Raw genomic sequence first — 14,752 nt, 5'->3', positions numbered from 1 at the left:
CAAGGGAGCCGGTCGAGTTCTTCACCGGCTCCTTGACGTCGGGTGCGTTCCGGCGGCGGTCTAGCGCTTGGCCGCGAGGTCGGCGATCGCCTTCATCACGGCGTTGCGGATGCCGGGATCGTAGAGGATGTGGCCGGCGCCATCGATGATGCGGACCTCGCTGCCCGGCCAGCGCGCGGCGAGCGCGTGCGATGTTGCGGGCGGGCACAACAGATCGTAACGGCCCTGGACCAGGATGCCGGGAATGCCGGCGAGCTTGCCGGCCTCGTCCATCAATTGACGCGGCCGCATGAAGCAATCGTTGGCGAAGTAGTGCGCCTCCATGAACGGCGTCGAGGGCAGGGCGCCTGAGGCCTTGAGATCGAGCCGCGTCTGCTTCGGCGTGTGCTCCGACAACGCGCGTTCGGTGTCGTGCCAGGCGCGCGCGGTCGGCGCATGCACGGCGGCGTCGGGATCGAGGATGCGGCGATAATAGGCCGCAAGCGGTGCTGCGCGCTCGCTCTCGGGCAGGAAGTTGAGGAAGTCCTCGTGGAGGGCGGGATAGAAGCGCGGCAGGGCGCGCAGGAAAACGTCGTCCAGCTCCTCGGCTGTGCCGAGAAACGTCGCGCGCAGTGCGAGCCCGCTGACCCGCTCGGGATGGGCCTGCGCATAGGCCAGCGCCAGCGTCGCGCCCCAGGAGCCGCCGACCACCATCCAGCGCGCGAAGCCGAACCGCTCGCGGATCTTCTCCATGTCCGCGATCAGGTGCTGCGTCGTGTTGTTGTCGCGGCTGCCCTTCGGCCGGCTGCGGCCGCAGCCGCGCTGGTCGAACAGCACGGCGTGAAAGCGCTCGGGATCGAACAGCCGGCGATGATCGGGCTGGCAGCCGCTACCGGGGCCGCCATGCAGATAGACCGCGGGAATGCCACCCTCGCGCCCGACGCTCTCGACATGGAGATCGTGGCCATCGCCGACGTCGAGCCATTCCGACGTCAGCGGCGCAAAGGGATCGGCACGCCTCGCGGCCTTGCCGACGTCGGCGTCAGGCGCCATTGCGCTTGTCCTGGGATTCGTTCCGGGGGTGGTCCGTCTCCAACGTGCCGCCGGCGAAGTTACGATACAGGAAGCGGTTCTGCGTGCCGGCGGATTCCTGCTCGGCCTGCTTGAAGATCTCCTCGTGTCGCGGCGACAGCGCGCAGGCCGGGTCGGTGTTGCCGGCATCGCCGGTCAGCGCAAAGGCCTGGCAGCGGCAGCCGCCGTAATCGACCTCGCGGAATTCGCAAGACTTGCACGGCTCCGGCATCCAGCCGGTGCCGCGATAGCGGTTGAAGGCCTCCGAGTTCTGCCAGATCCAGGCGATCGAATGATTCGAGCGCACCGATTCGAATTCAAGCCCGGTGATGCTTTCGGCGGCGTGGCACGGCAGCATCTTGCCGGCCGGCGAGATGTTGAAGAACTGGCGGCCCCAGCCGCCCATGCATTTCTTCGGCCGCAGCGCGTAGTAATCCGGCACCACATAGTCGATCGCAAGCGTGCCCTTCAGGCGCATTTGGGCTTCCTCGACGATGCGGCTGGTCTCCTCGATCTGCTCGATCGTCGGCATCAGCGCGGCACGGTTCTTCAGCGCCCAGCCGTAATACTGCACGTTGGCGACCTCGAGCCGGTCGGCGTCGAGGTCGACCGCCATCTGGATGATGTCGGTCAGCTGATGCAGGTTCTGCCGGTGCATCACCGCATTCACCGTGAGCGGCAATTCGAGCTCGCGCGTCCATTTCGCGACCTCGAGCTTCTTTCTGTGCGCGTCCTTCAGCCCTGCCACGCGGTCGGCGACGTTGGGCTCGTTACCCTGAAAACTGATCTGCACATGGCTGAGGCCGGCGTCGGCCAGCGCCGAAAGCTTGTCCCTGGTCAACAGCACGGCCGAGGTGATCAGGTTGGAATAGAGCCCGACATCGGTCGCGTGCTGCACCAGCTCGACGATGTCCTTGCGCGCGGTCGGCTCGCCGCCGGAGAAATGGATCTGCAGCACGCCGAGCTCGGCAAGCTCGCTCAGCACCTTCTTCCATTCGTCGGTGGTGAGCTCGGTCGAGCCGCGGTCGAGCTCGACCGGGTTCGAGCAGTAGGGGCATTGCAGCGGGCAGCGGTGGGTGATCTCGAGCAGCACCGCAAGGGGAATGCCGTAGGTCTCGGCCGCCGAGCGGCGGCTCTCCAGCACGGCGAGCCCATCGCTTGGGGCTGCGCTCGGGCCCGGCGCTGTCGTCTTGGTGTCGGCCAGCGTGTCGCTCATGCTGTGCTCTCGCGCGCTTCGGTGAGAAAACCCTTGTCGGCCAGATCCTGCAGCATCGCGATCACGTCGGTCGCGATCGCCTCGCGTGGGGCGGCGTATTTTTCGGCGAGCTGGTCCACCATCTCGGCGACACTGCGCATGCCGTCACACAGCTGCAGCACCTCGACCGCGATCTCATCCGGCGCCAGCACGCGCTCCGGCGCCAAGATCACCCAGACCTGCCGCGTCTCGTCGAATTTCAGCTTGGTATGGCGCGGCAGTTTCGGCCGGCTGGTCTCGCTGACGCTGATGTTGCGGCTGGCCATGATCTAAGTCTCTTTGTCTGAGCATGATCTTTCGGAAAACCGGCTCCCACTTTTCCGGATCATGCTCTAACCTGTCTTCGGCACGAACGCGCCGGGCGGAATCTGGCCGTCGACATACGCATGATACAGCGCGTCGAGCTGCACCCACAGCACGTTGGTCTTGAAGATCAGCGCGTTGCAGACCGCTTCGCGCTCCGCCGGCGTCTTGGCGTGCTGCTTGACATAATCAAGCGCAAAGCCGGCGTCGCGCGGCGCCTGGGTCAGGCGGCGGCTGAAATAGCTCATGATGTCGGGGTTGACGAAGTCGTAATGCTTCAGCATCCCCGAGATGCGCTCCTCGTGCAGGTTCGGCGCGAACAGTTCGGTGAGCGAGGAGGCGATCGCCTCCAGCGGCGTGCGATCGCGGCAGAAATGCACATAGGCTTCGACGGCGAAGCGCGTCGCCGGCAGAATGCCTTCGGTGGACTCCACGTAAGCCGTGTCGAGGCCGAGGCCTTCGGTCAGCTTCAGCCAGCGCTCGATGCCGCCTTCATTGCCGAGATCGCCGTCGTGATCCTCGATGCGGTGGCGCCATTCGATCCTTGTGTTGCGGTCGCGGAAGCGCGAGATCACCATCGCGTCCTTCAGCGGGATCGTGCTCTGGTAGTAATAGCGGTTCAGCGCCCAGGCCTGGACCTGGCCCTTGTTGAGCTTGCCGCCGTGCAGCAGGCGGTGGAACGGGTGCAGGCTGTGATACCGCGTGGCACCGATCGTGCGCAGCGTCGCCTCCATCTCCTCGGCAGTGTCGAGCGTGATGCCCTTGCCGATCGAGAGCGCGGTCATTCCTGAGGTCAGCACGACATTCACAGCACGATCTCCGTTCCGTCGGAGGGAATCTGCCAGCCCGCCTGTTCGGCCGCCTTGCGTTCGGCCGAGGTCCCAAGCAGCGCCGGGTTGGAGTTGTTGATATGCAAAAACACTTTTCGTCCGATGTCGAGCCCGGCGAGGCTTTCGATCGCACCCTGATCGCCCGACATCGCGATATGGCCCATGCCCTGACCGGTCTTGTTGCCAAGGCCCGCCGCGATCAGTTCGTCGTCGCGCCACACCGTGCCGTCGAAAAACACCAGCGGGGCGCCCTTGAGCCGCGATTTCAGGTCGTCAGTCACCCGTGCGCAGGCGGCCAGGAAATAGAAATATTTGCCGCTGCGCCGGTCCGCAATACGCAGGCCGAGCGTATCGCCGACGCCGTCGGCGCCCGCCGGATGCGCCTTGCCCTCAAGATACCACGCGCCCTTGCCGGGAACCTCAAACGGCAGCACCTCAAGCCCGGACGGCGATCCGTCGGGCAGGGCCGGTTCGAAGGCCTGGTCGACCGTGATCGGCCGGCGGTCGACGTTCTCGTCGCTGAGCACGTTGAAGATGCTGTTCGCGCGCAGGATCGCGAGCACCCGCTCATGCGCGTAGATCGTGAACGGCGAGCCCTCGCGCATCGACAACAGCCCGGCGACCGCGTCGATCTCGCCATTGGTGAGGATGACGCCCGCGATCGGACTATGGCGCAGTGCGCCGTGCTTCGGATGCAGCTGCGGCGTGGCAATCAACTGCTGGCGCAGATCCGGGGACGCATTGACCAGGAACCAGTGCACACCATCGCCGCTGACGGCGATCGAGGCTTGCGTGCTCTGCAGTTCGGGGTGGTCGCTTCGCGCCGTCCTGCAGACGGCACAGCCGCAGTTCCACTGCGGAACGCCGCCACCCGCCGCGGCACCCAGGACGACGACACGAAGCATGATCCGTCCCCTGGAGAAGCTTGGCCCTGGAGAAGTTTGTTAGACCCAGAAACGTTACGAGGTGGACCCCGGATTTGAAACACACTCCCTCGCTCGGGAGCGCGTTACGCCCGGATGTCCACCTGCGCTAAAACGCTAAACGTGTAGAGGGCGCTGCCGCTTACTTGCGGGTTGCGCACATATACATGTTGATTTCCATACCGACCGACACTTCAACGATCTTCGGTGCTTTCCAGGCCATTTGGCTCTCCTTGTTGCAACCGGACGAACTTTCCGCCCTGCAGGCTAAACTACTGTGGTTGGAAAAGTTCGCCAGTTAAATTTTCTGTAAGGTGCCGCCTCGAAGGGCATGCTGCACTGCGGCAAGCAAATCTTACCCACTCACAAATTTGTGCGCGCGTTTCCCGTCAAAAGCCCGTGGCATCAGACCTTTTTCCTGTTGTTAGCCACACGGTGAATGGTGATGTTGGAATAGGTAAACAGCAGCCCCGCGGTCCTCCGAAGGTCCCGGTGACGATCCTGTGCTTCCCCGCGACGGGAGGCGACTAACCGAGCCGAGTTCAGCCGATGCCACGCTATTTCTTCAACACCCGTATCGGCGACGAGCTGATCTCCGATCCCGACGGCGAAATCCTGCGGGACCCGGATCGTGCGTGGGAAATGGCGCGCGCGATGATTCGCGAACTGCTCAAGACCGAGGGCGCCGACGGCGCGCTGCTCAGCGCCGTGATCGAGGTGACCGACGACGAGGGCGAGGTCGTGCTGGAGTTTCCATTCACGGAGGCGATCCTCGATCGCCCGGACCGCTCGATGACAAGGCACTGACGCTGGCCCCGCGCGGCCACAACCATGCGTTGGCCGATGTCCGGCATGCTTCCGATTGCAATTGTCCGGACAAATTCGCAAGACTATGAACGGAAAGCCGAACGGCGCCGGGCGACGTCAATGGCGCAATCAACAACGGCTTCCACCCAGGGGAGATCTTCATGAAAAAACACTCGTTCGCACCGCGCAGCTTGCTGCTCGCGGGGGCCATGCTCGGGGCGTTCACGCTCTCTGCTGCGGCGCAACAGCCGGCCGCGCCGGCGGCAGGTGCCGCCCCTGCCGCCCAGCCGCTGCCGCCGGGCTCGCCCTTGATCGGGCGTCCGGACAACGAGGCCGCCGCCAAGCTCGCGCCGGTGGCGCCGCCGCCGCTGCCGTCCGCACCCGACAAGCTGCCGCTCGCCAAGCTCAAGGTGCCGGCCGGCTTCAATGTCGAGGTCTATGCGGCCGGCATGGCCAATGCGCGCTCGCTGGCGCTCGGCGACAAGGGCACGGTGTTCGTCGGCAGCCGCCTCGTCGACAAGGTCTATGCGATCGTCAACAAGGACGGCAAGCGCTCGGTCAAGGTGATCGCCTCCGGCCTCTATCGTCCGAACGGCGTCGCCTTCAAGGACGGCACGCTCTACATCGCCGAGCTCTCGAAGGTCTCCAAGATCGACAAGATCGAGGACAATCTGGACAACCCGCCGAAGCCCACCGTCGTCTACGACAAGCTGCCGAAGGACGAGGCGCATGGCTGGAAGTTCATCGCCGTCGGTCCCGACAACAAGCTTTATGTTCCGGTCGGACAGCCCGGCAACAACGTGCTGCATGATGCCGACCACGGCCAGATCCGCCGCATGAATCTCGATGGCTCCGGCGCCGAGGTCTACGCGCTCGGCGTGCGCAACACGGTCGGCTTCGACTGGAATCCCGAGAACAAGCAGATGTACTTCACCGACAACGGCCGCGATTGGCTGTCGGAGACGGTGCCGGAAGACGAGCTCAACCGCATCACCAAGGCGGGCGAGGATTTCGGCGCGCCGTACTGCTACCAGGGCAACATCATCGACCAGGAGCTCGGCTGGGGCAAGACCTGCAAGGACTACACCGCGCCGGTCGGCCTGATGGGCCCGCATACCGCGTCGCTCGGCATGCGCTTCTACACCGGCAGCATGTTCCCGAAGACCTACAAGAACGTGATCTTCGTCGCGCGTCACGGCTCCTGGAACAAGTCGCAGAAGCAGGGTGGTGACGTGGTCGCCGTCAGGCTGAACAAGGACGGCACCGTGAAGTCGATGGAGCCGTTCCTGACCGGCTTCCTCGAAGACAACAAGTATGTCGGCCGCCCGGTCGACGTGATGCTGCTGAAGGACGGCTCGCTGCTGGTCTCCGACGACTGGAACGGCGCGGTCTATCGCGTCAGCTACGGCAAGCCGAAGGTCGCCAATCAGTAACAACCACCAACGTCATTCCGGGCTGGTGCGACAGCACCAGACCCGGAATCTCGAGATTCCGGGTTCGCCCTTCGGGCGCCCCGGAATGACACTGAAAGTCAGGAGCAGCCGATGCGTAAGTTCATGATCCCTGTGCTCCTGTTTGCATCCGCTCTTTCCGCAAATGCCGAGACCATCCAGGAGCGCGCCGCGGCGTGCTTTGCCTGCCATGGCGAGCATGGCACGTCGGAGACCGAGAACACGCCGTCGCTTGGCGGCCAGACGGCGCCCTATGCGCTGATCCAGCTCTTCATGTTCCGCGAGAAGCTGCGGGTGTTCGACCCGATGAACGAGATGGCGAAGCCGCTGACCGACGACGATTTGCGCAGCTTCTCGGATTTCATCGCGACCCTGCCGAAGCCCACGCCGCCCGCTGACGCCGGCGATCCGGCGCGGATGGCGCGGGGCCAGGCGCTGGCGCAGCAGAACCGCTGCAACAGCTGCCACAACACCGATTTCTCCGGCAAGGAGAATGTCCCGCGCATCGCCAACCAGCGCGAGGACTACCTCGCCAAGACGCTGGCCGAATACAAGGACAACAGCCGCCATGGCTATGACGCCACCATGGCCGACGTGATGCAAACGGTCACCAAGGAGCAGATCGGCGACCTTGCCTATTACATCGCGCATGTCCGCTGAAACATCAGGCGGCGGACCGCTGGCCATGTTCTCCGCGCGGCGCTAAAACGCAGCGTCACACGGAGTTGCACATGCAGGATATTTGGCGTCTGTCGGCGGCCGAGCTCGCCAGCCTCATCAGATCGAAGAAGGTGTCGGCGAAGGAGGCGGCGGAGGCCGGGCTCGCCCGGCTCGACGCGGTCAACCCGAAGCTCAACGCGGTGGTCGATCACCGGCCGGACGACGTGCTGGCGCAGGCGGCCAAGATCGATGCGGCCATTGCGCGCGGCGAGGCGGTCGGGCCGCTCGCCGGCGTGCCCGTCACCATCAAGGTCAATGTCGACCAGGAGGGCTACGCCACCACCAACGGGCTGAAGGCACAGCGCGACGTCATCGCCAGGGTCGACAATCCGGTGGTCGCCAATCTGCGCAAGGCCGGCGCGGTGCTGCTCGGCCGCACCAATTGTCCGGCGGTCTCCTATCGCTGGTTCACCACCAACCTCATTCACGGCGACACCAAGAACCCGCGCGATCCCGGCATCACCCCGGGCGGCTCGTCCGGCGGCGCGGGTTCGGCGGTCGCGGCCGGCATCGGCCACATCGCTCACGGCACCGATATCGCCGGCTCGGTGCGCTATCCGGCCTATGCCTGCGGCGTGCACGGCCTGCGGCCAAGCATGGGCCGCATCCCGGCCTTCAATTCGGCTTTGCCGGAGCGGCCGATCGGCCCGCAGATCAGCGCGGTGTCGGGCCCGCTGGCGCGCACCGTCAACGATCTGCGCATCTCGCTCGCGGCGATGTCGGCGCCGGACTATCGCGACCCCTGGTATGCGCCGGTGCCGCTCGAAGGCCCGCCGCGCGAGAAGCGCGTTGCGATGTGCCTCAATCCGGATGGTCTCGATCCGGTGCCGGAAGTGGTCGCCGCGGTGGCCGATGCCGGCAAGCGCTTGCAGAAGGCCGGCTGGATCGTCGAGGAAATTGCAAACACGCCGTCCTTGCGCGAGGCGGCCGAAATCCAGACCCGGCTTTGGCTCGGCGACGGCTACGAGGCCCAGCTCGCCTTCGCCGAGCGCGAGGGCGATCCCGGCGCACTGGCCTGCCTGCGCGGCGTCCGCGCCCGGGTGCATCCGTTCGACCTGTCGCAGGCGCTGACCCGCCGCGCGACCCTGACGCGCGAATGGTTCGCCTTCTTCGAGAAATATCCGGTGCTGCTGATGCCGGTGTCCGGCGAGCTGCCGTTCCCCGACCATCTCGACCGCAAGGACGAGGCGTCGTTCGCGCGGGTGTGGCACGCGCAGCTGCCGCAGATTGCGATCCCGTTCATGGGGCTTCCCGGGCTCGTGGTCTCCACCGGTCTCGTCGGACGGATCCCGGTCGGCGTGCAACTGGTGGCCGGACGCTACCGCGAGGATCTCTGCCTTGCCGCTGGTGAGGCGGTCGAGGCCGGCGGCACGCCGTCGTCGCCGATCGATCCGGTCAGCTGAGATGGCGACCGTTTACGATTTCACCGCCAAGTCGCTCGCCGGCGACGACGTGCCGCTGCAGCGGTTCGAGGGCCAGGTGCTGCTGATCGTGAACACGGCGAGCGCCTGCGGGTTCACGCCGCAATACAAGGGCCTGCAGGAGCTGCACGCCGGCCTGTCGCCGCGCGGCTTCGCCGTGCTCGGCTTCCCCTGCAACCAGTTCGGCGCGCAGGAGCCGGGCGATGCGAAGCAGATCGCCGCGTTCTGCGAGACCAACTACGCCGTCACGTTTCCGATGTTCGCCAAGATCGACGTCAATGGCTCAGGTGCGCATCCATTGTACGAACACCTGAAACGTGAGAAGTCGGGCCTGCTCGGGCCCGCGATCAAATGGAACTTCACCAAGTTCCTGGTCGATCGCGCCGGCAAGGTCGTGGCGCGGCACGCGCCGACCGCCCGGCCCGAAGGATTGAGGAAGGACATCGAGGCGCTGCTATGAGCGACGACAACGACACCAACGACCAATTCCCCGACCGCCTCTCGGTCGATCCGAACAGCCCGTACTACAATGCGGAGATTCTCGCCCGCGATGTCGGCATCCGATTCAAGGGGGTCGAGAAGACCAATGTCGAGGAGTACTGCATCAGCGAAGGCTGGGTCCGCGTCACCGCCGGTAATGCCAAGGACCGTTACGGCAATCCGCTGACCATCAAGGTGCACGGGCCGGTCGAGCCGTATTTCCGGGACAAGACGTAGCAACCGTCATTCCGGGATGGTCCGAAGGACCAGACCCGGAATCTCGAGATTCTCGGTGCGCAACTGCGCACCTGAGGGTTCGATGCTTCGCATCGCCCCGGAATGACGTGCCTAACAAATTGCGAAAGCAGCGCCATGTCCGTCCGCATCGTCGACGTCCGCGAAATCACAAAACCGATCTCCTCGCCGATCCGCAACGCCTATATCGACTTCACCAAGATGACCTCGAGCCTGGTGGCCGTGGTCACCGACGTGGTGCGCGACGGCAGGCGGGTGGTCGGCTACGGCTTCAATTCCAACGGCCGCTACGGGCAGGGCGGTCTGATCCGCGAGCGCTTTGCGCCGCGCCTCAAGGAAGCCGATCCGAAATCGCTGCTCGATGCCGATGGCGGCAATCTCGATCCGGACAAGGTCTGGTCGACGCTGATGTCGAACGAGAAGCCGGGCGGCCATGGCGAGCGCTCGGTCGCGGTCGGCACCATCGACATGGCGGTGTGGGACGCGGTGGCGAAGATCGCGGGCAAGCCGCTGTTCCGGCTGCTCGCCGAGCGCCACGGCCGCACCGCCAATCCGCGCGTGTTCGTCTACGCCGCCGGCGGCTATTACTATCCTGGCAAGGACCTCGGCGCGCTGCGCAAGGAGATGCGCGGCTATCTCGACCGCGGCTACAACGTCGTGAAGATGAAGATCGGCGGTGCGCCGCTTGGCGAGGACCGCGAGCGCATCGAGGCGGTGCTGAAGGAGATCGGCAGCGCGGCGCAGCTTGCGGTCGACGCCAACGGCCGCTTCGATCTGGAGACCGCGATCGCCTACGCCAAGATGCTGCGCGAGTATCCGCTGTTCTGGTACGAGGAGGCCGGCGACCCGCTCGACTACGCGCTGCAGGCCGCGCTGGCCGAGTTCTATCCGGGGGCGATGGCGACCGGCGAGAACCTGTTCAGCCACCAGGATGCGCGGAACCTGATCCGCTACGGCGGCATGCGGCCGGACCGCGACTGGCTGCAATTCGATTGCGCGCTGTCCTACGGGCTCTGCGAGTATCAGCGCACGCTCGAGGTGCTGAAGACCCACGGCTGGTCGCCGAGCCGCTGCATCCCGCATGGCGGCCACCAGATGTCGCTGAACATCGCGGCCGGCCTCGGCCTCGGCGGCAATGAGAGCTACCCCGACCTGTTCCAGCCCTATGGCGGGTTCCCGGATGGCGTGCGCGTCGAGGGTGGCCACATCGTGATGTCCGACCTTCCGGGCATCGGCTTCGAGGGCAAATCCGATCTCTACAAGGAGATGAAGGCGCTGGCGGACTAAGTCCGGCCCGCGAGTGCCGATCCGCTGGGCGCGGGGTGGGCATGAGCTTGCTCGCAAAATAATTTGAACAATGCTCAAGAAATTATTGAACGCTGCTCATTTCTGGATATACTCATGAGAACAGGGCGTCTTTGTCCCGGATGATCGGGAGTAAGCGCAAAGACCGGCCGTGAGGATAGTTGCATGCCATATTCAGCCAAGGATCTCCGGGACGCCGCCAATGCCGGAGTGATCAGCCCGGTCGATCTGGAACGGTTGCTCGCTTTCCTGGCGAGCAGCGCCGGGCAGGGGCCGGCGGGCGATGCAAGTCCCGCCGCCAAATTCGATGCCGCGCATGTGCTCTGGTACGCCGGCGCGCTCATCGTGATCGGTGCCATGGGCCTGTTCTCGACTCTGGCCTTCACCCAGATGGGCGGCCGCGCGCTCACGGCCTGCGCGATCGCCTATGCGGTCGGGTTCAGCGTGGCGGGTCACCACCTCTGGCACGCCAAGAATCTGCGGGTTCCCGGCGGCCTGCTGATCGCGATCGCGGTCTCGATGGCGCCGCTCGCGGTCTACGGCATCCAGGACGAGCTTGGCTGGTGGGGCAAGTTCGGCAAGCCGGGAACCGTGCAGGACTTCTACGTCTGGGTGAAGGGCAGCTGGATCTTCATGGAGATCGCGACCGTCGCCGCCGGCATCGTCGCGCTGCGCTACTACCGCTTCGCCTTCATCGTCGCGATCATCTCGGTCGCGCTGTGGTTCATGTCGATGGACCTGGCGCCGTGGTTCAGCGGCATGGCTCACGCCGATTTCGAGATGCGCCGCAGGGTGTCGATCTGGTTCGGGCTTGCCGTGCTCGCGGTCGCCTGGATCGTGGACTATCGCAGCCGCAACGGCGACTTTGCGTTCTGGCTGCATCTGTTCGGCCTGATGGCGTTCTGGGGCGGAATTAGCGCGTCCGAAGGCTCAACCGAATTGAGCAAGGCGGTGTACTGCCTGCTCAATGTCGGCCTGATCGTGATCGCCGTGATTTTGATGCGGCGCGCCTATGCGGTGTTCGGCGCGTTCGGCATCTGCCTCTATCTCGGCCATCTCGCCGACGTCGTCTTCAAGGACTCGCTGTGGTTTCCGTTCTCGCTGTCGCTGATCGGCATTGCCGTGATCGCCGCAGGCCTGCTCTACCATCGCCACGAGCGTGCGATCACTGGCTGGATCGACGCGCATCTGCCGGCGGGGTTGCGGCCGCGGTCCGCAACCGCATGACCGCGACGTCCTGATCGTTTTAGAACCGCTACAATCTGGAATCGCTACAAGAAGTGCGGCGCGCAAGCGCCGCTCTTCGTTTCCGGGCGCAAATCCGGAAGCCGACAGAAACCATTCGCATCCTTGACTTTTCCAACCCCGCGCTCGCCGCGCGGCGTACCCGCGTCCATTCGTCGCGATTTTATTCCGTCGTCACGCAAAAATTTTCTCGCGCCCGTCGTCTGGACGCACAGCGCCTCACCTCTCTAGAGGACGGCGCATCGCCTTCAACGAAGGCGAGAGTTGCTTGGGGACGACGTCATGACATCAAGAACACAAGCCCATCGTCGCACTGTCTTGCTTGCGCTGCTCACGGCGAGCTATCTCGCGCTGAGCGTTCCGCTCGCAACGTCTGCCGCACAGGCGCAATCGGCGCCGTCGCAGGCCGGCGCCTCGTCGCTGCCGCCGGTGACCGTCACCGCGCCGGCCACGCAACGTCGCCGCAACGCACCATCGACATCGCGTAACACCGCCGCAGCACGAGGCCGCCGCACCCAGACGGCACGGCGGATCGCGCCCGCGGCGGCGGCAAAACCGTTCGCGGAATCGCAGGACGCCCGCACCGGCACATCGGGCTATTTCGCCAACAGCACGTCGGTTGCGACCAGGACCAACACCGCCATCGTCAACATCCCGCAATCGCTCAACGTGATCACGCGGGAGCAGATCCGCGACCAGAACTATCAGGGCCTCACCGACGTCACCCGCTATGTCCCCGGCGTTGCCGTGCATCAGGGCGAGGGCAATCGCGACGAACTCGTGATCCGCGGCGTCGATTCCAGCGCCAACTTCTTCGTCAACGGCTTTCGTGACGACGTGCAGTATTTCCGCGACATGTACAACGCCCAGAGCATCGAGGTGCTGAAGGGGCCGAGCGCGCTGACCTTCGGCCGCGGCGCCGGCGGCGGCCTGCTCAACCGCACCCTCAAGGAAGCCGACGGCAACCGCGTCTACGAGGCGACGGCGCAGACCGGCTCGTGGGGCGATCGCCGCGTCAGCCTCGATGCCGGACAGGCGATCAACGACAACGTCGCAGCAAGGCTCAATGTGTTCTACGAGGGTGCCGACGCCTTCCGCGATTTCAATCATCTGGAGCGCTACGGCATCAATCCGACGGTGACGCTGAAGCCCGACGACAACACCAAAATCAAACTGAGCTACGAGTACTTTCACGACGAGCGCACCGCCGATCGCGGCAATCCCTCGCAGGGTCTGCCGGGCGGCGCGACCCGCTTCAACCCGACCACGCCGTTCGCGCCGAACGGCGACTTCTCGACCTTCTTCGGCAGCCCAAGCCTGAACACTGCGCAGGCGACGGTGCAGACCGGCATGGCCATCATCGAGCACGATTTCGAGAACGGGCTGACGGTGCGCAACGGCACCATCGCCGCCGACTACCAGAAATTCTATCAGAACGTCTATCCAACGGGCGGTCCGCTCGCCGGCGCGGTCAATCCTGCCGACACCGCGGTCAATCTCGGCGCCTATCAGCACACGACGAACCGCGACAATGTCTTCAACCAGACCGATTTCACCTACAAGGCCTGGACCGGGCCGCTGTTCCACACCGTCGGCTTCGGCACCGAGTTCGGCCGGCAGACCGGCGTCGATATCCGCAACACCGGCGTGTTCCCGAACGGCACCAACACCATCGTGCAGAACCCGTTCGCGCCGACCTATTTCGGCCCGGTGACGTTTCTTCACCACTTCACCGGCACCAACAGCGACGGAGTCACCACGCCCGATTCGAACAGCCGCTATGCGCTGAACATTCAGTCCGGCTATCTCAGGGACACCATCGAGATTTCGCGCGCCGTGCAGATCATCGCCGGCGCCCGGTTCGATCGCTACGACATGTCGGCCACCGACATGAACACCAACATCAATCGCAATCGCGTCGACAATCTGGTGTCGCCGCAGGGCGCCCTGATCATCAAGCCGATCGATTCGATGTCGGTCTATACCGCCTACAGCGTCTCCTTCCTGCCGGCCTCGGGCGACCAGTTCAGCGCGCTGAACGACGGCACCCTGATCCTGCAGCCGCAGCGCTTCGAGAATGTCGAGCTCGGCATGAAGTGGAACATCAACCCGAAGCTGTTGTTCTCGACCGCGGTCTACAATCTGAACCGCACCAACCAGCCGATCGCCGACGGTAACAATCCCGGCTTCTTCTTTCCCTCCGGCAGCACGCTCACGCGAGGCGTCGAGGCGAGCCTGACCGGCTATGTCACCGAGCAGTGGCAGTCGTCGCTGGCCTATGCCTACACCGACGCGAAGATCACCGGCGCGACCTCGGCGACCATCGTACCCGGCAACCGCGTCCAGCTGGTGCCGTACAATCAGTTTGCCTGGTGGAACAAGTATCAGTTCACGCCGATGTGGGCGGCCGCGCTCGGCGTGATCTATTTCGGCGATTCCTTCGCCTCGTCCGACGACACGGTGCGGCTGCCGGGCTTCGTGCGCTTCGATGCGGCGATCTATGCCAAGATCGACGAGACCTGGAGCGCCCAGCTCAACGTCGAGAACATTTTTGACAAGGGCTATTGGGCGTCGGCTGACGGCAACAACAATATCTCGCCGGGACAGGGCCGCACGGTAAGGCTGGTGGCGCGGGCGAGGTTTTAGCTTTCACCGTCATGCCCGGGCTTGTCCCGGGCATCCACGTCTTTGCCGCGGTCTACAAGAA

General features: G+C 64.8%; 15 protein-coding genes. 9 read left to right on the top strand and 6 right to left on the bottom strand.

Annotation, left to right across the window (positions count from 1 at the left end):
• Nucleotides 1-60: 60 nt before the first annotated feature.
• The 6 genes from pip to pqqA form a co-directional block, all read right to left on the bottom strand.
• On the bottom strand, nucleotides 61-1,032 hold the full coding sequence (gene pip, locus ACVMIH_RS17570) for a prolyl aminopeptidase (protein WP_076823966.1): 972 nt from the start codon (nucleotides 1,030-1,032) through the stop codon (nucleotides 61-63).
• Entirely contained in the window at nucleotides 1,022-2,266 is a 1,245-nt protein-coding gene (gene pqqE, locus ACVMIH_RS17565) for a pyrroloquinoline quinone biosynthesis protein PqqE (protein WP_456862648.1), read from the bottom strand. Before pqqE ends, pip begins: the two co-directional genes overlap by 11 nt.
• Nucleotides 2,263-2,571 (bottom strand): pyrroloquinoline quinone biosynthesis peptide chaperone PqqD, encoded by a 309-nt coding sequence (pqqD, locus tag ACVMIH_RS17560; protein ID WP_057014898.1) that lies wholly within the window; start codon nucleotides 2,569-2,571, stop codon nucleotides 2,263-2,265. The genes pqqE and pqqD overlap by 4 nt, the downstream gene beginning before the upstream one ends.
• Nucleotides 2,572-2,637: 66 nt before the next feature.
• Nucleotides 2,638-3,393, bottom strand: coding sequence for a pyrroloquinoline-quinone synthase PqqC (gene pqqC / locus ACVMIH_RS17555; protein WP_057015091.1), 756 nt, complete (start codon nucleotides 3,391-3,393; stop codon nucleotides 2,638-2,640).
• Nucleotides 3,394-3,413: 20 nt separating this feature from the next.
• Nucleotides 3,414-4,343, bottom strand: a complete 930-nt coding sequence (pqqB, locus tag ACVMIH_RS17550) for a pyrroloquinoline quinone biosynthesis protein PqqB (RefSeq protein ID WP_229193128.1) — start codon at nucleotides 4,341-4,343, stop codon at nucleotides 3,414-3,416.
• A gap of 160 nt (nucleotides 4,344-4,503) precedes the next feature.
• A complete protein-coding gene (gene pqqA, locus ACVMIH_RS17545; protein WP_035635412.1) occupies nucleotides 4,504-4,584 on the bottom strand; it encodes a pyrroloquinoline quinone precursor peptide PqqA in 81 nt (26 codons plus the stop codon).
• A 326-nt stretch (nucleotides 4,585-4,910) separates the two neighbouring features.
• Here pqqA and ACVMIH_RS17540 point away from each other — a divergent pair, with 326 nt between their 5' ends.
• From ACVMIH_RS17540 to ACVMIH_RS17500, 9 genes are all read left to right on the top strand, one after another.
• On the top strand, nucleotides 4,911-5,168 hold the full coding sequence (locus ACVMIH_RS17540; protein WP_028332662.1) for a DUF6894 family protein: 258 nt from the start codon (nucleotides 4,911-4,913) through the stop codon (nucleotides 5,166-5,168).
• A gap of 161 nt (nucleotides 5,169-5,329) precedes the next feature.
• Complete coding sequence (locus tag ACVMIH_RS17535; RefSeq protein ID WP_456782134.1) at nucleotides 5,330-6,601, top strand: PQQ-dependent sugar dehydrogenase; 1,272 nt, start codon at nucleotides 5,330-5,332, stop codon at nucleotides 6,599-6,601.
• A gap of 111 nt (nucleotides 6,602-6,712) precedes the next feature.
• Nucleotides 6,713-7,279 (top strand): c-type cytochrome, encoded by a 567-nt coding sequence (locus tag ACVMIH_RS17530; protein ID WP_253625784.1) that lies wholly within the window; start codon nucleotides 6,713-6,715, stop codon nucleotides 7,277-7,279.
• A 71-nt stretch (nucleotides 7,280-7,350) separates the two neighbouring features.
• Entirely contained in the window at nucleotides 7,351-8,742 is a 1,392-nt protein-coding gene (locus tag ACVMIH_RS17525) for an amidase family protein (protein ID WP_456782133.1), read from the top strand.
• Between the two features lies 1 nt (nucleotide 8,743).
• Nucleotides 8,744-9,220 carry a glutathione peroxidase gene (locus tag ACVMIH_RS17520; protein ID WP_028332658.1) on the top strand — a complete coding sequence of 159 codons (477 nt, stop codon included), beginning with the start codon at nucleotides 8,744-8,746 and terminating at the stop codon, nucleotides 9,218-9,220.
• The gene (locus ACVMIH_RS17515; protein WP_057014902.1) at nucleotides 9,217-9,477 is read left to right on the top strand and encodes a DUF3297 family protein; all 261 of its coding nucleotides are present in this window, start codon (nucleotides 9,217-9,219) and stop codon (nucleotides 9,475-9,477) included. The genes ACVMIH_RS17520 and ACVMIH_RS17515 overlap by 4 nt, the downstream gene beginning before the upstream one ends.
• Before the next feature lie 135 nt (nucleotides 9,478-9,612).
• The gene (locus tag ACVMIH_RS17510; RefSeq protein WP_456862644.1) at nucleotides 9,613-10,782 is read left to right on the top strand and encodes a mandelate racemase/muconate lactonizing enzyme family protein; all 1,170 of its coding nucleotides are present in this window, start codon (nucleotides 9,613-9,615) and stop codon (nucleotides 10,780-10,782) included.
• A 183-nt stretch (nucleotides 10,783-10,965) separates the two neighbouring features.
• The gene (locus tag ACVMIH_RS17505) at nucleotides 10,966-12,027 is read left to right on the top strand and encodes a hypothetical protein (RefSeq protein WP_057014904.1); all 1,062 of its coding nucleotides are present in this window, start codon (nucleotides 10,966-10,968) and stop codon (nucleotides 12,025-12,027) included.
• A 300-nt stretch (nucleotides 12,028-12,327) separates the two neighbouring features.
• Nucleotides 12,328-14,691, top strand: coding sequence for a TonB-dependent receptor (locus ACVMIH_RS17500; RefSeq protein WP_057015093.1), 2,364 nt, complete (start codon nucleotides 12,328-12,330; stop codon nucleotides 14,689-14,691).
• The last annotated feature ends 61 nt before the right edge of the window (nucleotides 14,692-14,752 follow it).

The sequence above is a fragment of the Bradyrhizobium sp. USDA 4503 genome (genome assembly GCF_054055815.1).
The sequence above is the reverse complement of the archived record's forward strand: the minus strand, read 5'-3'. Positions and strand labels throughout refer to the sequence as shown.